19 protein-coding genes and 1 rRNA gene are annotated in these 22,263 nt (G+C 61.1%); 17 read left to right on the forward strand and 3 right to left on the reverse strand.

Annotated elements, in window-relative coordinates; translation table 11 throughout:
• Both rrf and HDE79_RS21030 read left to right on the forward strand, forming a co-directional pair.
• Nucleotides 1–89 (forward strand): 5S ribosomal RNA (gene rrf, locus HDE79_RS21025); the annotation flags it as partial.
• A 275-nt stretch (nt 90–364) separates the two neighbouring features.
• On the forward strand, nt 365–1,165 hold the full coding sequence (locus tag HDE79_RS21030) for a DeoR family transcriptional regulator (RefSeq protein ID WP_184605084.1): 801 nt from the start codon (nt 365–367) through the stop codon (nt 1,163–1,165).
• Here the strand turns inward: HDE79_RS21030 and HDE79_RS21035 are convergent.
• Nucleotides 1,162–1,347, reverse strand: coding sequence for a hypothetical protein (locus tag HDE79_RS21035; protein ID WP_184605086.1), 186 nt, complete (start codon nt 1,345–1,347; stop codon nt 1,162–1,164). The genes HDE79_RS21030 and HDE79_RS21035 overlap by 4 nt on opposite strands.
• 77 nt (nt 1,348–1,424) lie before the next feature.
• Here HDE79_RS21035 and glpD point away from each other — a divergent pair, with 77 nt between their 5' ends.
• The 3 genes from glpD (at nt 1,425) to glpK (ending at nt 5,439) form a co-directional block, all read left to right on the forward strand.
• Nucleotides 1,425–2,918, forward strand: coding sequence for a glycerol-3-phosphate dehydrogenase (gene glpD / locus HDE79_RS21040; RefSeq protein WP_184605088.1), 1,494 nt, complete (start codon nt 1,425–1,427; stop codon nt 2,916–2,918).
• A gap of 86 nt (nt 2,919–3,004) precedes the next feature.
• Nucleotides 3,005–3,841: an MIP/aquaporin family protein gene (locus HDE79_RS21045; protein WP_184605089.1), complete on the forward strand. Its 837-nt coding sequence runs from the start codon at nt 3,005–3,007 to the stop codon at nt 3,839–3,841.
• Between the two features lie 95 nt (nt 3,842–3,936).
• Nucleotides 3,937–5,439, forward strand: coding sequence for a glycerol kinase GlpK (glpK, locus tag HDE79_RS21050; protein WP_184605091.1), 1,503 nt, complete (start codon nt 3,937–3,939; stop codon nt 5,437–5,439).
• A 101-nt stretch (nt 5,440–5,540) separates the two neighbouring features.
• Here the strand turns inward: glpK and HDE79_RS21055 are convergent, their stop codons facing one another.
• Nucleotides 5,541–6,476, reverse strand: coding sequence for a carbohydrate kinase family protein (locus HDE79_RS21055; RefSeq protein ID WP_184605093.1), 936 nt, complete (start codon nt 6,474–6,476; stop codon nt 5,541–5,543).
• Nucleotides 6,477–6,764: 288 nt separating this feature from the next.
• On the opposite strand from HDE79_RS21055, the gene HDE79_RS21060 reads away from it, so the two are divergent.
• From HDE79_RS21060 to HDE79_RS21115, 12 genes are all read left to right on the forward strand, one after another.
• Complete coding sequence (locus HDE79_RS21060) at nt 6,765–7,811, forward strand: rod shape-determining protein (protein ID WP_184605095.1); 1,047 nt, start codon at nt 6,765–6,767, stop codon at nt 7,809–7,811.
• Nucleotides 7,812–7,833: 22 nt separating this feature from the next.
• The gene (mreC, locus tag HDE79_RS21065; RefSeq protein WP_184605097.1) at nt 7,834–8,835 is read left to right on the forward strand and encodes a rod shape-determining protein MreC; all 1,002 of its coding nucleotides are present in this window, start codon (nt 7,834–7,836) and stop codon (nt 8,833–8,835) included.
• Nucleotides 8,832–9,317 carry a rod shape-determining protein MreD gene (mreD, locus tag HDE79_RS21070; protein WP_184605098.1) on the forward strand — a complete coding sequence of 162 codons (486 nt, stop codon included), beginning with the start codon at nt 8,832–8,834 and terminating at the stop codon, nt 9,315–9,317. Before mreC ends, mreD begins: the two co-directional genes overlap by 4 nt.
• Before the next feature lie 25 nt (nt 9,318–9,342).
• Nucleotides 9,343–11,310, forward strand: coding sequence for a penicillin-binding protein 2 (gene mrdA / locus HDE79_RS21075; protein ID WP_184605151.1), 1,968 nt, complete (start codon nt 9,343–9,345; stop codon nt 11,308–11,310).
• The gene (gene rodA, locus HDE79_RS21080) at nt 11,307–12,422 is read left to right on the forward strand and encodes a rod shape-determining protein RodA (protein WP_184605100.1); all 1,116 of its coding nucleotides are present in this window, start codon (nt 11,307–11,309) and stop codon (nt 12,420–12,422) included. Before mrdA ends, rodA begins: the two co-directional genes overlap by 4 nt.
• Nucleotides 12,423–12,517: 95 nt before the next feature.
• Nucleotides 12,518–13,537, forward strand: a complete 1,020-nt coding sequence (gene mltB, locus HDE79_RS21085) for a lytic murein transglycosylase B (RefSeq protein ID WP_184605102.1) — start codon at nt 12,518–12,520, stop codon at nt 13,535–13,537.
• Nucleotides 13,534–14,508, forward strand: a complete 975-nt coding sequence (locus HDE79_RS21090) for a septal ring lytic transglycosylase RlpA family protein (protein ID WP_255488539.1) — start codon at nt 13,534–13,536, stop codon at nt 14,506–14,508. Before mltB ends, HDE79_RS21090 begins: the two co-directional genes overlap by 4 nt.
• 80 nt (nt 14,509–14,588) lie before the next feature.
• Nucleotides 14,589–15,833, forward strand: coding sequence for a D-alanyl-D-alanine carboxypeptidase family protein (locus HDE79_RS21095; RefSeq protein WP_184605104.1), 1,245 nt, complete (start codon nt 14,589–14,591; stop codon nt 15,831–15,833).
• Nucleotides 15,833–16,123, forward strand: a complete 291-nt coding sequence (locus HDE79_RS21100) for a DUF493 family protein (protein ID WP_184605105.1) — start codon at nt 15,833–15,835, stop codon at nt 16,121–16,123. The genes HDE79_RS21095 and HDE79_RS21100 overlap by 1 nt, the downstream gene beginning before the upstream one ends.
• Before the next feature lie 165 nt (nt 16,124–16,288).
• Entirely contained in the window at nt 16,289–16,957 is a 669-nt protein-coding gene (lipB, locus tag HDE79_RS21105) for a lipoyl(octanoyl) transferase LipB (protein ID WP_184605107.1), read from the forward strand.
• A gap of 9 nt (nt 16,958–16,966) precedes the next feature.
• Nucleotides 16,967–17,986, forward strand: a complete 1,020-nt coding sequence (lipA, locus tag HDE79_RS21110) for a lipoyl synthase (RefSeq protein WP_184605108.1) — start codon at nt 16,967–16,969, stop codon at nt 17,984–17,986.
• An 8-nt stretch (nt 17,987–17,994) separates the two neighbouring features.
• Nucleotides 17,995–20,265 carry a carboxy terminal-processing peptidase gene (locus tag HDE79_RS21115; protein WP_184605110.1) on the forward strand — a complete coding sequence of 757 codons (2,271 nt, stop codon included), beginning with the start codon at nt 17,995–17,997 and terminating at the stop codon, nt 20,263–20,265.
• Between the two features lie 79 nt (nt 20,266–20,344).
• On the opposite strand, the gene HDE79_RS21120 is transcribed toward HDE79_RS21115, so the two are convergent.
• The gene (locus tag HDE79_RS21120) at nt 20,345–22,207 is read right to left on the reverse strand and encodes a sulfotransferase family protein (RefSeq protein ID WP_184605112.1); all 1,863 of its coding nucleotides are present in this window, start codon (nt 22,205–22,207) and stop codon (nt 20,345–20,347) included.
• Nucleotides 22,208–22,263 lie beyond the last annotated feature (56 nt).

Below are 22,263 nucleotides of genomic sequence, written 5' to 3' on the forward strand. Positions count from 1 at the left end.
CACCTGATCCCATCCCGAACTCAGAAGTGAAACGCGCATGCGCCGATGGTAGTGTGGCTTTGCCATGCAAGAGTAGGTCACCGCCAGGGGCCTTACACTGAATAACCCTCACCGGAAACGGTGGGGGTTTTTCTTTTTGCCGGTGCCGGTGCGCTCGCCGGCCGCGAGCTGCAACACGTCACCGCCAGGGGCCTTACACCTCTCTTTTTGATGTGCTCGAAAAATTACGGGCTGTGCGTCGGCTCAGGACGACATGGCTTCTGTTCTGCAAGCGCTCTGACGCGCGAATCTCTGCCTTTCGTAGCCGCTCTGCAAGTTTGTCCGCGTCTGTGCCGGAATGACATGGCGCACTTCACGAGTCATCATGCACGCACGACTGGCAGGTGCTTCTGAAACGATGGATCCACGACTCAATCGACGTCAGGAAGAATTGATCATTCTCGTGCAGCGCGAAGGCTTTGTTGCCGTCGAGCAGGCGGCTTCACATTTCGACGTGACGCCGCAGACGATACGCAGAGATCTTTCGACACTGTGCGACGCCGGCTTGTTGCGGCGTTATCACGGTGGTGTAAGCCTGCCATCGAGCGTGGAGAATCTGGCGTACAACGCTCGCAAAGGTCTTTTGCAGGCAGAAAAGCAGCGCATAGCGGCTCTGGTTGCCGAACACATCCCGGATGAAGCCTCGCTCTTCATCAATCTCGGCACCACGAACGAGGATGTCGCGCGTGCGTTGATGACCCACAAGGGTCTTCGCATCATCACCAACAATCTCAATGTGGCGCTCATGTTGAGCAACAACCCGTCGTTCGAAGTCATTGTGGCTGGCGGCTTGGTGCGTGGGCGCGATCACGGCGTGACCGGTGAAGCGACGATCGAATTGATTCGTCAGTTCAAGGTGGATTTTGGCATTGTCGGTATTTCCGGAATCGATCTGGATGGCACGTTGCTGGATTTCGATTTCCAGGAGGTGCGTGTGGCGCAGGCCATCATCGAGCACTCGCGCCAGGTATATCTGGCCGCGGATCACAGCAAGATCGGACGCAATGCACTGGTTCGCCTCGGTTCGCTTTCACGCGTCGGTGCCTGGTTTACCGACCGCGCACCGCCCGAACCACTACTGGCCGTACTCGAGAGTGCAGGGACGCATCTGCACGTTGCTGATTAACCACGGTCATATTCATCCCGGCGGGTTCGTATGCCCTGGCTGCTGGCGACAAAGCCAGGATGGCTACGTTGCGCTGCAGCGTGCGCTGTTTGCAAATGTTCGAATATGATCGATAGAGCTCGATAGTCAGCTTTATCAAGCTTATCCAGTTTCGAAAGCATAAATTCATTTTCTATTTTCATAAACAGTATTCCGTTTCGCACATGCTGCCGGTTACTGGCTCATGCGACTTCGTGAACTGTTGTCATCGGAGTGGTGCATGTCGGAGCGGGTCGACTTACTGGTGGTCGGTGGTGGTATCAACGGTACCGGCATCGCGCGTGACGCCGTTGGTCGCGGCTTGTCGGTTGTGCTGTGCGAGCGAGACGATCTTGCATCGCATACGTCCAGTGCCAGCACCAAGCTGATTCACGGCGGGCTGCGCTATCTCGAGCAGTTCGAGTTTGCGCTGGTGGGCAAGGCACTTGCCGAACGCGAGGTGCTGCTCCGCGCTGCGCCACACATCATCTGGCCACTGCGTTTCGTGTTGCCGCACCAGCCGCACCTGCGGCCAGCCTGGATGATTCGTATCGGGTTGTTTCTGTATGACCATCTTGGTCGTGGTCGCCGTACGCTACCCGGTTCACGGCGCATTCGTTTCAGCAAACATGTAGTCGGTACCCCGTTGCGCGACGAGTTTCATGTGGGCTTTGTCTACTCCGATGCCTGGGTCCAGGACGCGCGGCTGGTGGTACTCAACGCGATGGATGCGGCACAACGCGGTGCTGAGATACTCACTCACACGCGATGCATCAGCGCAAAGAAAGAGGGCACGGATTGGATCGCCGAGCTCGAGTCGGATAGTGGTGTTCGCCGCACTGTTCGCGCTCGCGCACTGGTAAATGCGGCCGGACCATGGGCAGCCAAATTTCTCGACGATATAGCCCATATCGAACACAGCCACTCGCTGCGATTGATCAAGGGCAGCCACATTGTCGTGCCCAAGCTGTATGACCATCGCTACGCGTACATCTTCCAGCAGCCTGATCGCCGCATTGTTTTTGCCATTCCGTATGAACGCGACTTTACCCTCATCGGCACCACCGATATCGAATATCAGGCCGATCCGTCGCACCCGACAATCGATGGTGAAGAAACGGCTTATCTCTGCGAAGCCACCAATCGCTATTTCAAGCGCAATCTCACGCCGGCCGACGTGGTGTGGAGCTACAGCGGTGTGCGTCCGCTGCTTGAGGACAAGAGCGGTAACGCCTCCGAAGTAACACGTGATTACCACATCGAACTCGATAGCAGCGGTCCGCCGTTGTTGAATGTCTTCGGCGGCAAGCTCACGACCTATCGAAAGCTGTCCGAGGAGGCACTCGATTTGCTCGGCGAAGCACTGGGCAATACCAAGCCGGCGTGGACGGCCAAGGGGCCTCCGCTGCCAGGTGGTGGCGAATTCAACATCGACGCGTTGCTCGATGATGTTCGTGCAAGCCGCCCGTGGCTGTCGGAAGTGATGGCCTGGCGACTGGTGCACAACTACGGCACGCGCACGCGCGATTTGCTCGGCGAGGCTGATGGGCTGGAGGCACTTGGAGAGCACTTCGGCAGCGACCTCTACCAAGCCGAGGTCGATTACCTGATAAGGCATGAGTGGGCGACTCAGGCTGAAGACATTCTCTGGCGGCGAAGCAAGCTCGGCTTGCGGGTCGGCCCCGATGATGTCGCGCGTCTGACCGCATACCTCGCCAAAGTTCCAGCTCGATAAGGGTGGACGTTAGCCTGAGGAAATGCGGGCAAGCGCCTAGAGTGCCAACAACCATGGACCATGAAAATCATCAAAGGTGAAGCGAGATGCGCAAACTAACAGGCGAGCTTATTTCTGAAGCAATAGCAATGTTCATCATCATCGCCTTTGGCGATTCAGTCGCAGCGATGTACACGCTCTACGACCCCAGCCCTTACCAGAATGCCTATTGGGGTGTCTGTATCGCATGGGGCTTGGCAGTAACGTTGGCGATCTACGTTACCGGCTCGGTATCCGGCACACATGCGAACCCGGCAGTAACTCTGACTTTGGCCATATTCCGCAATTTTGAGTGGAAGAAGGTGGTGCCCTACTGGCTGGCCCAGGTGGTGGGAGGCTTCGCCGGCGCCGCCATCGTCTATGTGTTGTTTGGCCCGGTGATCGATCACTACAACGAAGCGCACCAGCTCACTCGCGAAGCGGGCGGGGCAGCTGGCGTATTTTTCACCCACCCGGGTCTGGCGATCACGCCGATGCACGCGTTGCTTGATCAGATAATACTCACCGCCTTCCTGCTGTTTGGCATCTTCGCGATCACCGAGCAGTACAACGAGATGGCGCCGATGGCCAATTCCGGCGCGCTGATGATCGGTTTGCTGGTAGCGACAATCGGCGCGTCGATGGGTTACCTGGAAGCATGGGCACTCAATCCCGCACGTGATTTTGGGCCGCGCCTGTTCGCTTACCTGGCTGGCTGGAAATCCGCAGCCTTTCCATCACCTGAAAACTACTGGTGGATTCCGATCGTCGGGCCATTGATCGGTGGCGTAGTGGGTGGTGGTGCCTATCAGTGCCTTATCCGTCCGTTCTTGCCAGCACGCGTGCGTGCTGCCGAGGCTGATCGCCTCGGCTTGGCCCCAGGCGACGGTGCGCTTCCGAAATAAGCCCGGCTGAATATTCCACTGAGCCTTCTCTGATTTGAATTGTCGAGAAGTTCAAAAGGGCGTTTTCATCATTCTGACCATGTGAGGCGAGTTCCATGAGCAAGCAATACATCCTGGCTATTGACCAAGGCACCACCAGCTCGCGTTCGATGCTTTTCGATCACGACGGCCGTGTCGTTGGCATGGCGCAACGTGAATTCAGCCAGATCTTTCCGCAGCCGGGTTGGGTCGAACACAACCCTCGCGAGATCCTGACCAGTGTATTGGTGACCTTGACCGAGGTGATCAACAACGCCCAAGTCGATGCCGAATCGATCGTCGGCATCGGTATTACCAACCAGCGCGAGACCGCGGTGGTGTGGGACAAGGGTACAGGGCAGCCGATCTACAACGCGATCGTGTGGCAGTCGCGCCAGACGCGTGAAATATGCGACCAGCTTCAGGCCGACGGCTACGAAGACATGGTTCGCGCGAAAACCGGCCTGCTGATCGACGCCTATTTTTCCGGCACCAAGGTGAAGTGGATACTCGATCACGTCGACGGTGCACGCGAGAAGGCGGAAAAAGGCGAGTTGCTCTTCGGCACCATCGACACGTGGCTGATCTGGAACCTCACTGGCGGCAAGGCGCACGTTACCGATTACACCAACGCATCGCGCACGTTGATGTTCAACATTCATACCAAGGAATGGGATGACGAGCTGTTGAAGATGCTCGATGTTCCGCGCGCCATGCTGCCCGAAGTGCGCTCGTCCAGCGAAGTGTACGGGACCACCTTGCCGCAGTACCTGCTCGGTCGTGAAGTGCCGATTGCCGGTGTCGCGGGTGATCAGCAGGCGGCGCTTTTCGGCCAGGCCTGCTTCGAACCCGGGCTGGCCAAAAATACCTATGGCACCGGCTGCTTCATGTTGATGAACACCGGCGAGAAGGCAGTCACCTCGAAGAATGGACTGCTCACGACGATCGCCTGGGGCATTGATGGCAAAGTCGAATACGCGCTGGAGGGTAGTGTTTTCGTGGCCGGTTCGGTGATCCAGTGGCTGCGCGACGGCCTGCGCATGCTCGGCAAGGCCAGCGATTCGCAGTCCTACGCCGAGCGTGCGCATGACAACGATGGCGTTTATTTCGTGCCGGCGTTCGTGGGTCTTGGCGCGCCTTACTGGCGCAGCGATGTGCGCGGTGCGGTGTTCGGATTGTCACGCGGTACGACGAAGGAGCAGTTTATTCGCGCGGCGCTGGAGTCGATGGCGTATCAGACACGCGACGTACTGGCGGCGATGGAAACAGACTCCGGTATATCGTTGAAGGAGCTGCGCGCTGACGGTGGCGCGATTGCCAACGACTTCATGGCGCAGTTCCAGGCGGATATCCTCAACATTCCCGTGCTGCGTCCCGAGGTGCAGGAAACCACAGCCCAGGGTGCCGCCTTTCTTGCCGGTCTGGCCACAGGTTTCTGGAGCAGCCGCGAGGAAATCGCACGGATGTGGGCGGTGGATAAACGCTTTGAACCGACCATGCAGGAGCCGGAACGTGAAAAGCTTTACGCGGGCTGGAAGCAGGCTGTCGAGGCGACGATGGGCTTCAAGGTAAAGGCATAAAGCGGATCGAACCCGTTGCGTTACAAAAACAACGGTTAGAAAAAGAGAAGGCGGTGTAGAGATACACCGCCTTTTCATGTCCGTGTTCCCGCTACGCGCCGTTAGGCGAACGCGTAACCGAATTGATCTTCAAACTCGGCGGCGAATTCTTCGTAGGTGAAGCTCTGATTCTGCGTGCCGGGATGTTCAACCTTGAGCGCACCCATCAGCGAAGCCATACGGCCAACGGTCGGCCAGTCCAGACCGCGCATGATGCCGAAGATCAGCCCCGCGCGATACGCATCGCCGCAACCCGTCGGATCAACGATCTTGCGCTCGCGCGCCGGTGGAATCTGATGCGACTCACCGCCTACATGGATGACCGAGCCGCGTGGGCCGTGGGTCACGATGTACGCCGTCACGTGTGACGCGATCTCGGCGGCACTCCAGCCAGTGCGCGTCTGCAGCAACTGGGATTCGTAATCGTTGACGATCACGTAGGTCGCCTTTTCGATCATCGTGCGAAATTCTTCGCCGTTGAACAAGGGCATCGCCTGGCCAGGATCGAAGATGAAGGGCACGCCGCGTGTTGCGAATTCGTCCACGTGCTGCAGCATTGCCTCACGGCCATCGGGAGCGACGATGCCGAAGTCGATGTCCTTGATGTCCCTCACGTGATTTTCCTGCGCGCTGGACATCGCGCCGGGATGAAAGGCGGTGATCTGGTTGTTGTCCAGATCCGTGGTGATGAAGCACTGCGGTGTGAACTGATCGTCGAAAACACGCACGCCATCGAGACAGATGCCCTTCTGCTGCATATGCTCGCGGTAGGGTGCAAAGTCCTGACCCACCGCCGCTACCGGCAGCGGATTACCGCCGAGCAGTTTCAGGTTATAGGCAATATTGCCCGCGCAGCCGCCAAATTCCCGCCGCATCCGTGGCACCAGGAACGACACATTAAGGATATGCACCTGATCGGGCAGGATGTGGTTCTTGAACTGATCCTGGAACACCATGATGGTGTCGTAGGCCAGCGATCCGCAGATAACAGCAGACATGATGTGCGGGTGCCCCTCAGCGTGGGTGTTGCTCGTAGAAACGACGCCGCAGCTGCGGACGACGGGAACCGGGCCATCAGGCTTCGGCAGGCAAAGGTCGGAATCGTACCGCCATCTGCCTGCAATGGCGACACTTCAGGTGCGTGAACAACTCACTTCAAGGCGCAGGAATCGCACTTATCGCCGTGTTGTACAAGGATTTCTTAACGTTAATGTTCTTGCGCAAGGTGGCCGCGCTGACTAGACTGGTGAGCTTACTTTTTAGCCAAGCCGACCCACGGCGGACCCATGTTCAAGAAGTTTCGCGGGATCTTTTCCAACGACATCTCCATCGATCTCGGCACGGCCAACACGCTGATTTATGTGCGTGGTCAGGGCATCGTGCTGAACGAACCGTCGGTGGTGGCGATCCGTCAGGACCGCGGCCCGGGCGGCCCGCGCACGATTGCAGCAGTCGGTACCGAGGCCAAGCGCATGCTGGGCCGTACGCCAGGCAACATCGCCACCGTGCGTCCGATGAAGGACGGTGTCATCGCCGACTTCACCATGACCGAGGCGATGCTGCAGCATTTCATCAAGCAGGTGCACAAGTCGCGCCTGTTGCGTCCGAGCCCGCGCGTGCTGGTATGCGTGCCCTGCGGTTCGACCCAGGTCGAGCGTCGTGCGATCAAGGAATCGGCCGAAGGCGCTGGTGCGCGCGATGTGTTTTTGATCGAGGAGCCCATGGCGGCCGCGATCGGTGCCGGTATCCCGGTGCACGAGGCGCGTGGCGCGATGGTGCTGGATATTGGTGGCGGTACCTCCGAAGTGGCGGTGATCTCGCTCAACGGCATCGTGTACTCGCAGTCGGTACGCGTCGGCGGCGATCGCTTCGACGAGGCGATCATCAACTACGTACGACGCAACCACGGCACGCTGATCGGCGAATCCACCGCCGAGCGGATCAAGATGGAAATCGGTTGTGCGTTCCCGCAGGCTGACGTCAAGGAGATCCAGATCTCCGGTCGCAACCTCGCCGAGGGCGTGCCGCGGATGTTCACCATCAACTCCAACGAGATTCTGGAAGCGCTGCACGAACCACTGGCCGGTATCGTGGCTGCAGTGAAATCCGCCCTGGAACAGACCCCGCCGGAACTCTGCTCGGACGTGGCAGAGCGCGGCATCGTGCTCACCGGCGGTGGTGCGTTGCTGCGCGATCTGGATCGGCTGATTTCGGAAGAGACCGGGCTGCACGTGCAGGTGGCGGACGATCCGCTGACTTGCGTGGCACGCGGCGGCGGCAAGGCGCTGGAGCTGATCGATCAGCACGGCAGCGATTTCTTCGCACCCGAATAACACGCGGTAGTCAGGGGCGGCCATGGCGCGCGCGCGCGACGAATCCTCGCCTCTGTTTGCTGGCAATGCGGCTGGCACGCTGCGGCTGATTTTCTATCTCGCGCTGGCCATGGTGCTGATGGTGCTCGACCATCGCAATAACTGGCTGTGGCGTATGCGCTACACCGCGTCGATGGTAGTGGAGCCGGTCTATCGCCTTGCCGGCTTGCCGGCGGTCGGCATTCGCACCGCAAGCGTGGCTTTCGCCGATCGCCAGCGGTTGACCGAGCAAAACCAGCGCTTGCGCGAAGACCTGCTGCTGGCCAATGCCAAGTTGAATCGCATGGGTGCCGTCGCCGTACAGAACGAGCGCCTGAAACAGTTGCTCGATACCCAACATAGCCTCGAACTCAACGTGCAGCTCGCGCACGTCATCGGCGTGGATCTGGGTGCCTATCGCTATCAGCTGACCTTGAACGTTGGCGCGCGCGATGGCGTCAAGCCGGGCCAGCCCGTGATCGACGCACATGGCGTGATGGGACAGATCAAGGAAGTATTGCCGACCACGTCAGTGGTGATGCTGATAACCGATCCCTCGCATGCCATTCCCGTGGTGATCGCGCGCTCCGGCCTGCGCACGGTAGCTTACGGTTCGCGCGAAAGCGGTCAGCTGAGCCTGCCGAATATTCCGCTGGCGGCCGACGTGCGCGTGGGCGATCACCTGCTGACTTCCGGATTGGGTGGACGTTTTCCACCCGGGTTTCCGGTCGGCGACGTGCGCTCGGTGGCGCCGTCTGCCACGGGCATGTTTCAGATGGCACAGGCCGATCCTGCGGCGGACATCGATCGTAGCGAAGACGTGTTGCTGCTCCACGACCAGGCCGAGCCGGATGGCCCACCCGCGCCGATAACGCCGATGGGGCCACCGACAGATCTGGCGCCGCCGGCCGAGGCGGCGCCTGCCGTGTCATCCAGTCAGGCGGGTGCTTTCGTCAAGAAGCCATCCGTGCCTGCGTCGGCCGATAGCAACGGGGGCCCGCCATGAGCCGGCAGCGATTGAGCCGCTGGTGGTTTATCGGCACATTGGTATTCGCGCTGCTGTCGATGCTGGTGCCGCTGCCTGGCGTGCTGGAACCGTTCAAGCCCTACTGGCCGGCGCTGATCCTTTTGTACTGGTGCCTGGAGTCTGAGGATCGCGTCACGCTAGGCATGGCTTTTACGCTGGGTCTGGCTGCCGATCTGCTCAATGGCGTGGTGTTGGGCGAGCAGGCGATGCGTTTGTGTGCCCTGGTCTTTATCGCGCTGCGTTTTCGCTCGCGCCTGCGCTTTTTCCCGATGTGGCAACAGACGCTTGCCGTGCTGGCGCTGCTGTTGAACGATCGCATCCTGCTGCTTGTCGTGCGCGTGCTGGCTGGTGCGTCGCTGCCGCCAGCGGCCTGGTGGATTTCACCGTTCGTGGGTGCGGCGCTGTGGCCGTTCCTGTTTCTGCTGCTGGACGATCTGCGCGCGCGTTTGCGGATTCAATGATGACCGCCGCCGTGATGCCATGCCAATGAAGATCCGGCGATCGTTCAAGGATACCCGTGGTGAAAGTGCGTTGTTCCAGCGTCGTGCCGTGGTGGGGTTTCTGCTGATTCTGCTGAGCTTCGGTCTGCTGGTGAGCCGCTTCCATTTCTTGCAGGTCACGCATCACGACGAGTTCGCCACCCGTTCGACCAACAACAGCGTCAAGCCACGGGCGATTCCGCCGGCGCGAGGGTTGATCTACGACCGCAACGGCGTGCTGCTTGCCGACAATGTACCGGCGTTCCGCCTCGAGGTAGTGCCTGACAAGGTGCCGGACATGCAGGCACTGCTGACCGAGCTCGGCAAAGTGGTGCCACTCGGTCAGGACGATCTGGATGCGTTCAAGAAGCAGCAGGCACAGAGTCGTCGCTTTGATAGCGTACCGTTGAAACTGCATCTGACCGAGGACGAGATCGATCGTTTCGCGGTGAACCGCTGGCGCTTTCCCGGCGTGGATGTGGTGCCGTACTTGACCCGACACTATCCGCTGGGCGATCTGTTTGCTCATGTCGTCGGCTATGTCAGCCGTATCGACGCCGACGATCTGGATCGGCTCGACCCGGATGAATACAAAGGTACCAGCCACGTCGGTCGCACCGGTTTGGAGCGCTATTACGAAGACGTGCTGCACGGCAAGCCGGGTTACGAGCTGGACGAGGTGAATGCCGATGGCCGCATCCAGCAAGTGCTGAAAACCATTCCACCGACACCAGGCGAGAATCTCTATCTCAGCATTGACGTGCGCATGCAGAAGGCAGCCGTGGCCGCGTTCGACGGTCGTCCCGGGGCTGCGGTGGCGATCGACCCGCGCAATGGCCAAGTGCTGGCAATGGTCACCGTGCCGAGTTTTGATCCCAATCTTTTCGTCAACGGCATTGGCCGCGCCGACTATACGACGCTGACCACGGCGGTCGACAAGCCCTTGCTGGATCGCGCGCTGACCGGCACCTATCCGCCGGGGTCGACGGTGAAGCCATTCCTGGCACTGGGCGGTCTCGAATACGGTATTCGGCGGCCGCAGGATACCGTGCTGTCGACCGGTCAGTTCTGTTTACCGGGGCAAACGCGCTGCTATCGCGATGATACGCGCGGCGGTAACGGCACGGTCAACATGGTGCGCGCCATCGAATTGTCCACCAACACGTATTTCTATCGGCTGGCGCTGGACATGGGCATCGACCGCTTGAGCGGCTGGATGAGCCGCTTCAGCTTTGGCGGCAAGACCGGCATTGATCTGATCGGCGAAGCTCAGGGGATTCTTCCCTCACGCGAATGGAAGGCCAAACGCAGCAAGCAGGGCTGGTTTCCTGGCGAGACGGTGATCGCCGGCATCGGTCAGGGTTACTGGGCGGTGACGCCGCTGCAGTTGGGTCACGCGGTTGCGACCTTCGCCGGCCATGGCATGCCCTATCAGCCACGGCTGGTGATGGCGACGCGGGCCAACGGAGATGCACAGATGCAGATGCTGGCGAACCCACCAACCGGTCCGTCGCTGATCCAGAAACCCGCGGACTGGAATGTGATCGACGAAGGCATGCGGGCGGTGATTACCGGGGGCACTGGCAGCAAGGGCGGCATCTTCACCGGCTTTCCGTATGTGATCGCCGGCAAAAGCGGCACGGCCGAGCGCTTTTCGCGAACGACCGATGCCTATGACACCAACAAGAGCAACGCCCATCTCGCGGCACGTCACCGCGCGTGGTTCGAGGCCTATACACCAGCCGAGGATCCGAAGATTGCGGCCGTCGCCATGCTGGAGGCGGGCGCCTGGGGCGCTGCTGATGCAGGCCCGATCGTACGCAAGATATTCGACGCATGGCTGGTGACACAGGGCAAGACGGCGCCGGCGGATACGGCGCCGCCTGAGCTGTCCTTGCCAGCGCCGGGCAGCACCGTTGATCCGGATATGGAAGACCTGCCGGTAGAAAGCTCAAGCAGCGAGGGCGGCCCATGATCGACACGATGACGATACGTCTGCAGCGTTTCCTGCGGCGCATCCTCACCCGGCCACGCATCGATCTGCCGCTCGCAATGGCGCTGATCCTGCTGGCCATGGTCGGATTGGTGACGCTGTACAGCGCCAGCGACAGCAGCCTTTCCATGGTCAGCGGACAGGCGGCGCGCTTTGTACTGGGCGCTGCGCTGCTGCTGCTGATTTCGCGTATTCCGCCATCGGTGCTACGTAACTGGACGCCGTGGCTGTATCTGGCCAGCACTGCCTTTCTGGTGATTGTCGCGGTGCTAGGCGAGGGCCGCGGTGCCAACCGCTGGCTCAACCTGGGCGTGATGCGCTTTCAGCCGTCCGAACTGCTCAAGCTGACCATGCCGATGATGGTCGCCTGGTATCTGCATCCGCGCCAACTGCCGCCGCGCTGGAAAGACATCGCGGTGGTCGGCTTGCTGATCGCTGTTCCCGTGGCCCTGATCGTCAAGCAGCCAGATCTCGGTACGGCCCTGCTGGTGGCCGCGGCCGGTGCGTTCGCGCTGTTTCTTTCGGGCATGGCGTGGTGGCGCATGGGCCTGATCGTGGCGGCGGTGGGCGGCATGATTCCGGTGGCCTGGCATTTCCTGCATCAATACCAGCGCGATCGCGTGCTGACCCTGCTCAATCCCGAATCCGATCCGCTGGGCAACGGCTGGCACATCATCCAGTCACAGATCGCCGTGGGTTCGGGTGGCATGTACGGCAAGGGCTTCCAGCAGAGCACGCAGTCGCGACTGGATTTTCTGCCCGAGCACACGACCGACTTTATTTTTGCGGTGTTTTCCGAAGAGTTTGGCCTGGTCGGCGTGATCGGGCTGATTGTGCTTTACGCCTTCATCATCGGCCGTTGCCTGTGGATCGCCATGGAAGCGCGCGATACCTATTCGCGTCTGCTGGCCGGCGCGCTGGGTATGAGCTTTTTCGTCTACGTATTCGTCAACGGCGGTATGGTCGCCGGCATGCTGCCCGTCGTCGGTGTGCCGATGCCGATGGTGAGTTATGGCGGTACCTCGGCGGTGTCGCTGCTGGTCGGGTTTGGTGTGCTTATGTCGATCCATGCCAATCGCAAGATGCATGAGTGAATGTGTTTTGATCGCCGCATTCAACGCATCGGGTGTGCTGCGAACCACGTGTTAGGCTCTCGACGATGCTGTTTCAACGCCAACGAAAATCCCGCATGACTGCTACTTCCGTATCGCGCTTCAACGTCGCCCCGATCCGAGTGGTCGTCGCCTCGATGCTTTTGTCGATGGCAGCGCCTTCACCTGCGCTGGCCGAAACGCATCCCGGTCAGGACGCGCTGGTACGCGAGGTGGTTCAAGATACCGGCAAGGACCCCTTGGTGCTGAATGCGCTGCTCGATGGCGCGCAACGAAAGCAGAGCATTCTCGATGCGATGGGTCGTCCGGCCGAGGCCAAGCCGTGGAGCGAGTACCGCCCGATCTTCCTGACCGACAAGCGTATCGATGACGGCATCGCGTTCTATCGCGAACACCGCGCCTTGCTGGAACAGATCGGTCAGCAGTACGGCGTGGCGCCGCAGTACATCGTGGCGATCGTGGGCGTGGAAACGTTCTACGGACGCGTCACCGGCAAGTACAAGGTGCTCGATGCGCTGGTTACGCTAGGGCTGTATTACCCACCGCGCGCCGCGTTTTTCCGCGGCGAGCTGAAAACGTTGCTGGAGCTGCCCGACAGCCATCTCGGCGGCCCCATCGATACGCTGACCGGCTCTTACGCCGGTGCCGAGGGCTGGGGTCAGTTCATGCCGTCGAGCATCCGCGATTTTGCGGTGGACGAAGACGGCGATGGCCATATCGATCTGAAAAACTCGCTGCCCGATATCCTTGCCAGTGTGGCCAATTATTTCGCCAAGCACGGTTGGGTCAGTGGTGGCGAGGTGGCCATGCGCGCGCAGCCGGACGCTGCGTCAAAGCCGATCACGGTGAAGGATGCCCAGCCACAGTGGCCGCTGGAGCAGCTCGAAGCGTGGGGCTATGCGCCGCTGCAGTCGGTGAATCCCGGGCAGCTCAGCAGCCTGCAGACGCTGCAGGGTGAAAACGGTCGGGAGTACTGGTTCACCTTCCCGAATTTCTACGTGATCACGCGTTACAACCGCAGCCCGCTCTACGCGATGGCGGTCGATCAACTGGCCAAGGCGATTGCGGCCGGCGTGCAGGCGGACTCGGCGCAATGAGAAAAATCGGCGGCGGCCGGGCGAGGTCGGCAGCGGCGGCGCTGATGGCCACCATGCTGCTTCTGATCCTGCTGCTGTTGACCGCTTGCAGTGGCTCCAAAGCCAAGCCGACCCAAAGCACGCCGCGTGCTTATGGTCGCGCATCGCCATCGTCGTCGGCACCTTCCGCGGGCTACGCCGGCAGCAGCGGCGGTTTTACCGATGACACCAGCAAATCCCAGAGTAGCCGCTATCGCGACAGTGACGACAGCGTGCCGGACGGCCCTCCGCCGGATATCAGCAACCTGGTCGAACCCGTGCCGAAGGTCGAGCCGCGCGCTCTCTATGGCAACAAATCGCCGTATTCCGTGCTCGGTCGCACTTACAACGTGCTGCCTTCGGCAAGCGGCTATGTGGAGCGTGGCATCGCGTCGTTCTACGGGAACAAGTTCCACGGTTACAAGACGTCCAGCCTCGAAAATTACGATATGTACAGCTTCACCGCTGCCAGCAAGACGTTACCGCTGCCCAGCTATGCGCGCGTCACCAATCTGGCCAACGGCAAAAGCGTGATCGTGCGGATCAATGACCGCGGTCCGTTTCACGAGGATCGGGTAATCGATCTGTCCTACGTGGCCGCGGTGAAGATTGGCGTCTGGCCCAAGGGCACCGGCCTGGTGGAAGTGCGAGGCATCGATCCCGGCGAACCGATACGCGATCTGCCACCACCGCCCCCGGCCGCGCCGCCTGGAAAGCTACCGGGCATCTATTTGCAGGTCGGCGCGTTTTCCGATTCGGCCAATGCGGAGCAGGTGGCACAGCGATTGCGTGCGGCCAATTTTGCTCCGGTGCAGGTAATGGATGCTGAAATCAACGGTCACACCCTGCATCGTGTGCGCCTCGGACCGCTGGCAGATGCGGATAGCGCTGACAAAGTCAGTGACCAGATCACCGACATGGGTCTGCCCAGGCCGCGCGTCGCGGTAGACTGAGCGGAATTTTTCAACCTCTTGTTACTCGATGCCGACGCCCGTGCGGTGACGCCATTTCAAAGACTGGACGACACACAACGATGAATTTTTTGCGCCGCACCCTGGTTCCGTTTGCTGCCCTGACCTTGCTGCTCGGCGTTGCCGTCGCGCAAACGCCACCACCGCGTCCCTCGCCGGTACCGCGACCCGTGGTGCCCGATGCACCGGTGCCGCCGCCGCCGGACGTGGATGGCAAAAGCTGGGTGCTGATGGATTACGCCACGGGCCAGATTCTCGCCTCGAAGGATCCCGACCTGCGCGTGGAGCCGGCTTCGATCACCAAGATCATGACCGACTACGTGGTATCGGCCGAAGTGGCCAACGGCAAGATCCACATGACCGATCCGGTCACCATCAGCGAGCGTGCCTGGCGCGGCGGCGGTGCGGGTACCGACGGTTCCACGAGCTTCCTCAAGCTCAATAGCCAGGTGCCGCTGAAGGATCTGCTGTACGGCCTGATCATCCAGTCCGGCAACGATGCGGCGATCGCGCTGGCCGAGCACACCGCCGGCTCCGAAGATGCGTTCGCCGGCCTGATGAACGCGTACGGCAAGCAGCTGGGCATGGTCAACTCGAACTTCGAGAACGCGTCCGGCTACCCGATCGCCAACCACTACACCACCGCGCACGACATCGCGATCCTGTCGCGCGCGCTGATTCATGATTTTCCCGAAGACTACGCGATCTCCGCGATCAAGCAGTTCGAGTGGAACGGCATCAAGCAGGGCAACCGCAACACGTTGCTGTGGCGCGATCCGAGCGTGGACGGCATCAAGACCGGCCACACCGCGGCGGCTGGATTCTGCCTGGCGGCGTCGGCCAAGCAGGGCGAGTCGCGCATGATCGCCATCGTGATGGGTGCCAGCAGCGAGAAGGCGCGCGCCGATTCGGCGATGGCCCTGCTCAGCTACGGCTTCCGTTTCTACGAAACACACAAGCTCTACGACGCCAGCAAGCCATTGGTTACGCCGAAGTTGTGGAAGGGTGAGCAAAACCAGCTGCCGATCGGCGTTGCCGACGACGTCCAGGTCACCGTCAAGCGTGGCCAGTACGACCAGCTCAAGGCGACGATGGATATTCCGTCGACCCTGATCGCGCCGTTCAAGAAAGGCCAGCAGGTCGGTACGCTGCGCATCACGCTGGCCGACCAGCCGGTGCAGACGATCCCGCTGATTGCCCTGAACGATGCGCCACAGTGCGGCTTCTTCGGTCGCCTGTGGGACAGCATCCTGCTCTGGTTCCACAGCAGCAAGACCACCAGTGAACCCGCCCCAGGTAGCAAGTGATGGAACCGATCGACTTCAGCAAGGCCAAGCAGGACGGCAAGGGCTTCCAGTTTCCCGGTGAGTTCGAGATCACCGCGGTCGGCAAGGCCAGTGCCAACCTGCCCACCCACGTGCCGCAGATCCTTGATCGCGCCGGCCTGCACGTTTTCCACGAAACCGTGCGGCACCGGCAATCGGGCGAAGGCAACTACGTCTCGGTCACCGTCACTGTCCGCTGCGAAAGCCGCGAGCAGTACGAAGCGGCACACACTGCGCTGCGCGAGAATGCGGATATTCGGTACACGCTATGAAAAGCGGGGCGGACAATATGGAACAGGGATCGGTTGCCCTGCGCTATTGCCGATTTCTCGCTTTTCCCGCCGGAATGCGATCGTCTTTTTTGGGCGCGGCGCCTTGATTCGTGGCTTTTGCCCCTGATGTTGCTCGTTCTGCGCCCCCCTCGCCCCAGGCCATCCATGTCGTTGCCGCTGAAAGTCCGTCGCCTTGGCCGCCAGCCCTACGAGCCGGTGTGGCGGGCGATGAGTGCGTTCACCGACAACCGTGTGGCCGATACCATCGACGAGCTCTGGGTGCTGGAGCATGACCCGGTGTTCACCCTTGGCCAGGCCGGCAAGATGGAGCACGTGCTGATCCCGGGCGATATTCCGGTGGTGCCGGTCGACCGCGGTGGCCAGGTGACCTATCACGGGCCGGGGCAGATCGTGGCCTATCCGCTGATCGACCTGCGCCGCGTCGGCGTCAGCGTGCGCGAACTGGTCAACAAGATCGAACAGTCGATCATCGACAGCCTGGCGCACTGGCAGATTGAAGCCGCGCGGCTCGATGGCGCGCCCGGTGTCTATGTGGGTGCCGCCAAGATCGCTGCGCTGGGATTGCGCGTGCGTCGCGGCTGCAGCTTCCACGGTCTGGCCCTGGACGTGAACATGGATCTGGAGCCGTTCCAGCGCATCAACCCCTGCGGTTACAAGGGCCTGGAAGTGACGCAGATGGTAGACTGCGGCGGTCCATCGCGTCTGGCGGACGTCGAAGAAGTGCTGATCGGTGAATTTTGCCGCCAGTTCGGTTTCGATGCCGAGCCGGCCGCTCCTGTTCTACCTGAACTCCCCGCCCGCGTGGCGGTCTAGGTACTGCCGATGAGCGACACTTCCGCCACACCAATCCGCATCATTCCGATCAGCGTCGTTACCGGCACTGTGGATACGCGCGTGCCTGAAAAAAAGCTGGGCAACGACAAGATCGCGCTGAACCGTGCGGGTTTCGATACCGCCGTGCCGACGCTGCGCAAGCCCAGTTGGATTCGCGTCCGGTTGCCGCAGGGCAATGCCGTGCAGCAGTTGAAGGCGCGCCTGCGCGAAAACTCGCTGGTCACCGTGTGTGAAGAGGCCTCGTGCCCGAACATCCACGAGTGCTTCAGCAAGGGCACCGCCACTTTCATGATTCTTGGCGAAGTCTGCACGCGGCGCTGCTCGTTCTGCGACGTGGCGCATGGCCGCCCGGTCGCGCCCGATCCGCTGGAGCCGGCGCGCCTGGCCGAGACCATCGCCGACATGCGTCTGCGCTACGTGGTGATCACCTCGGTCGATCGCGACGATTTGCGCGACGGTGGCGCCGAGCACTTCGCCAGCTGCATCCGCGCGGTTCGTCACGCCAGTCCGAACATCAGAATCGAAATCCTCACGCCCGACTTCCGCGGCAAGGGTCGCATGGAGCGCGCGCTGGAAGTACTCAAGGATTTTCCGCCGGACGTGTTCAACCACAACTTGGAAACCGTGCCGCACCTGTATCGCGAAGTGCGCCCTGGCGCCGACTACCAGTGGTCGCTGGACCTGCTCAAGCGCTTCAAGGCGCAGCATCCGGACGTGCCGACCAAGTCCGGCATCATGCTTGGCCTGGGTGAAACCTGGGACCAGGTGATCGAGACCATGGGAGATTTACGCGCCCATGACGTCGAGATGATCACCATCGGGCAGTATTTGCAGCCGACGCCGCACCATCATCCGGTGGTGCGCTACTGGACTCCCGAAGAATTCGAGGCTTTGCGTGAAGCCGGCGAGGCGATGGGTTTCCATCATGTCGCGTCCGGTCCGTTGGTACGTTCGTCCTATCACGCCGACCTGCAGGCCCATGCAGCCGGTGTTACCGAGTCAGCCTGAGAGAATTCATGAAATTTCGTCCCCTGCTGGTCCTGCTGCTTGCACTCACCGTCACCCGCGTCGCGGCCCAATCCGCGGCCGACCTCGGTGCCGGCACGCAGAACCGCAAAGCGTCTGTATGGCCGCTCAAGGCCACCACCAATGAAACCCAAGCCGCGCAGCTCTCCGCGCGCTTCCTGACGCGTTTCCACTACGACGCCAAGCCACTCGATGACGCCATGTCGGCGCGCATCTACGACGCGTACTTCAAGCTGCTCGATAGCGAAAAGGTCTTCTTCACGCAGGCGGACATGGACAAGTTCGCGCCGATGAAAACCAAATTCGACGATGCGATCTGGAACCAGGATCTGTCGGCGCCGTTCGAAGTGTTCAACGACTACCTGCAAAGCGCCGTCAAGCAGATGACCTACGCGCGCGGCTTGCTCAAGCAGGGCTTCGATTTCACGACCAACGACAACTACACCTTCGATCGCAAGGATGCGGCTTGGCCGAAGGACCAGACCGAGCTGGACAGCATCTGGCGCATGCGCACGATGAACGACTGGCTGCGCCTGAAGCTGGCCGGCAAGAACGATGACGACATCCGCAAGACGCTGGACAAGCGTTACGCCGGCTACATCGATCGCGTCAAGCAGCTCGATGGTGAGGATGCATTCCAGACTTTCATGACGGCGTACGCCCACTCGACCGATCCACATACCGATTACCTCAGCCCACGCGACGCCGAGAATTTCGATATTGCGATGCGACTGTCGCTGGAAGGCATCGGCGCGGTGCTGCAGGCGCGTGATGACTACACCGAAATCCACGAACTGGTGCCTGCCGGTCCGGCGGCCAAGTCCGAGAAGATCCATGTGGGCGATCGCATCGTCGGCATCGGCGAAGGCGCGACTGGCCCGGTCACCGATGTGATCGGCTGGCGTCTGGACGACGTGGTCAACCGCATCCGCGGCAAGAAAGACACCACGGTGCGGATCGAGATTTTGCCGGCGGATGCCGGCCTTGATGGCAAGCCTGAAACCGTCACGCTGGTGCGTAAAAAGGTCAGCATCGAGGAGTCGGCGGCCAAGAAAAAGGTCATCGAGATTACCGATGCCGGCGTGACGCGCAAGATCGGCGTGATCGATCTGCCGAGCTTCTACTCCGATTTCGGTGCTCGCAGCGAGGGTGACAAGGATTTCAAGAGCGCCACCCGCGACGTGACCAAGTTGCTCAACGAGCTGAAGGCCGAGGGTGTGGAAGGCGTGGTCGTCGATTTGCGCAACGATGGTGGCGGCTCGCTGGCCGAAGCCGATTCGCTCACTGGCCTGTTTATCGACAAGGGCCCGGTCGTGCAGGTGCGCGATGCCAAGGGTCAGGTCGAGGTACAGGGCGATGAGGACCCCGGCATGGTCTGGAAGGGCCCGCTGGCCGTGCTGGTCAACCGTGGTTCGGCATCGGCCTCGGAAATCTTTGCGGCGGCAATCCAGGATTATCACCGTGGTCTGATCATCGGCAATCCGACCTTCGGCAAGGGTACCGTGCAGAACTTGGTCGACCTTGACCATTTCAGCCAGAACCCTGACGGCAAGCCGCAGTACGGCGAGCTGAAGATGACCATCGCCGAGTTTTTCCGGATCAACGGCGGCTCTACCCAGCTCAAGGGCGTAACGCCGGACCTCGCGTTCCCGAACAACGGGGATGACAAGGATTACGGCGAGTCGACCTACGACAACGCGCTGAAGTGGACGCAGATCTCGCCGGCCGGTTACCAGCCGGTGGCTGACCTGCACGCCTATCTGCCACAGCTGCAGCAGATGCACGACGCACGCACGGCAAAGTCGCCGGCATGGCAGCTGATGCTGGACGAACTGGCGCAGTACAAGATGATGCGCGCAAAGACATCGGTGTCGATGAACCTTGCCACGCGTGAGGCCGAACGCAAGCAGCAGGATGCGATTCAGGCCGGCTTCCGCACGCGGCACAAGGCGATCGACGGTTCCGATGCGTTGCTGAGTGACGACGACAGTGCGCTGGACGACGGCCTCGATGCCAACGAGCGCAGCCTCAGCAGCGAACTGAAAGAAGAGAAAGACGCCAAGAAGGCCAAGGACGTGCAGCTCAACGAGACCGCGCACATCATTTCCGACGCGGTCGGTCTGATCAAAGGCGATTCCAAGCTGGCTGCCCAGGTACTGCCGTACGCTGGCAAGGGTACGGATTCCGTGCTGGTGTCCGGTGCAGCGGCTGTTGCCGCGCCGGCAGCGCCCACTTCGGTCTCACCTCCCGCAGGTCAGTAAGGCAGCGTCACCCATACTTGCAGTGCGAGATAAAAAAACAGCGCTTCGGCGCTGTTTTTTTGGACGTCCAAAGCGGCGTCTATTCGCTGTAGCCGAAGCGGTCCATCAACGGCCGCAATATCGGCAGCACGGATTGGAATGGTTTCCGATAAGCGTGCCAGCGGTTCACCGCCTTGCGATGGATACCCTGGGTGACCTGGGCATAACTCGGTGTGCTGATGTAACGCTTGTCCTGCGCATGTTCGGCGAAGCGTGCCATCGGCGTAGCATCGGCGACGCAGAGAAACTGCCCCAGCTGCGCGACATGATCGTCAAAATGACTGACCACGGATTCATAGCGCCACTCCAGCACGCCCGGTGCAAAGACGTCGACGTGCTGGTACCAGTGTTCGAACGCCTGTACGTAACTGCGCGCCAGACGCTGCAGCGATGAGCACAGCACCATGAACGCCGGCGAGCGGAACGGCTGCATGTAACAGCTCAATAAAACATCGCATGGATGGCGGATGCACAGAACGATGCGCGCGTTTGGAAACAGCCGCATGATCATCGGCAGGCACAGCATGTTGAGCGGATTCTTGTCGACCAAGCGGTGTTCGCCAAGGTCGGGCAGCACATTGCCAACCATCTTGAAGTAGACGGCGCGCAAATGGTCGGCTTCGGTCTGGGTCAGATTCGCCAGATGGTTGGGATAATGCTGTCCGGCCTGCTCCATGCGTTCGGTCAGTTCATGGATAAAGGCGCGTTCGTCCATCGACCGGAAATCCGGATGGGCATCGAGCATCTGTTCCAGCAGGGTCGTGCCCGAGCGCGGAAAACCGACAACGAAGACCGGACTCTGCTCGCGCGATGGCGAGGTCAGCGTCGTCCAGGCGTTGTGCGCGATGTGGCTGACAACGCGGCTCGTCATCTGCAATGGTTGGCTATCGGCTGCCAGCAGCTCCGGCAGCACGTCGCGCGCCATATGCAGCTGTGCTGCATGCGCCGCGGAAGCAGCCTGCCACGCCTCACGATACTTACCCTGCTTGTCGCAAGCAGATGCCAGGCCAAAGTTCGCAGCCGCCTGGCTTTCGTTGTCGACCGCGAGCGCAAGCATCCGTTGATAGAGTTCGGCGGCATTGGCATAGGCGGCTTCACGCATGGCCATGGCGGCGTGTGCCGCCCAGCCTTCCGCGCGGGCGTGTTGTGCTTCCGTAGTTAGTTGATCCAGCGCACTCAGTGGCAGCTGGATCAACTCGGTTTTCGCGCGCTCGATCTGATTGCTTCGCTCGTGAAGTGCGATCCGCCGTGCGGTGATGCGCAATCGCATGCTGCCCGCGTCGGGTTCCCCTGGCAGTTCGGCTCGCGCCAGCGTATCAAAGGCGGCGTGCAGATCCCCTTGCACGGCCAGCATGGCGGCCAAGGTCAACGCTTGTTCGGCGGGTTGCGGTGGCCAGTCGGCCGCACCGGCCAGCATGGCTTCCTGACCCGTGTTGTCGCCGCAGACGTAGCAGGCATGCGCGGCCTGCAACCGGGCTTCGATGAAATGGGGGGCCAGATGCACCGCATCCATCAATGCCTGGCGGGCCAGCAGCCAGCGCCGCTCTTGCACGTAAAGCAGACCCAGGTTGTATTGCACCTCCGCGTCGCCCGGAGCCAGCGATCGGGCTATCAGGAGGGCCCGTTCCGATTCGGGCGTATCGCCCGTTTGCCGGCAAGCGAGTGCCAGATTGTTCCAGTAGGCGGAAACGTCGGGCCGCATCTGCGTGAGCTGGCGGAAAGATGCAGCGGCCTCGGCATAGCGATGCGTCGCCTGCTGGGCCAAGCCCAGCAGCAGCGTGACCGCTTCGTCGGCTTCACCGGACTGCGCGATGGGTTCGGCCAGAGCGATGACCCGTTCCATCTCGCCGGCACGATAGGCGGACGCCATGGCATCGGCGAGATGGGTGCTTGAGAGGGTCATGCGGGGTCGATCCGGTATCCGCTGGCGGCGCCACGGCCAGCGGTTGTCTCACGAGG

The organism is Rhodanobacter sp. MP1X3 (assembly GCF_014207165.1).
Taxonomy (GTDB): domain Bacteria; phylum Pseudomonadota; class Gammaproteobacteria; order Xanthomonadales; family Rhodanobacteraceae; genus Rhodanobacter.